This window comes from Rhizobium ecuadorense, assembly GCF_001187535.1.
In the GTDB taxonomy this organism is placed as follows: Bacteria; Pseudomonadota; Alphaproteobacteria; order Rhizobiales; family Rhizobiaceae; genus Rhizobium; species Rhizobium ecuadorense.
Genome location: NZ_LFIO01001321.1, coordinates 1 through 230, shown reverse-complemented (window position 1 = coordinate 230; position 230 = coordinate 1). Strand labels below are relative to the sequence as shown.

General features: G+C 62.6%; 1 protein-coding gene. It reads right to left on the bottom strand.

Going from position 1 to position 230, the window contains the following annotated elements; genetic code table 11:
- Window positions 1-230, bottom strand: a 230-nt coding sequence (locus AF337_RS28855) for an ATP-binding protein (protein ID WP_244471331.1), incomplete at both ends; no start/stop codon positions are given.

Genomic DNA, 230 nt, shown 5'->3' with positions numbered 1-230 from the left:
GCTATGGACAGACCCAGCCCGGTACCCGCCTGCTTGGTGGTATAGAACGGTTCGAAGATGCGGATCAGCCTCTCCTCGGGAATGCCGTCTCCGGTGTCGGAGACCCGCAGCTCCGCCTTCTCGTTCGCCAGTCCCGTCGCGAAGCTAAGCGTTCTCCCGGCCGGGACGGCGTTCAGCATCGCATCCATCCCGTTGGTCGCCAGGTTGAGAATAACCTGCTGCACGTGAAC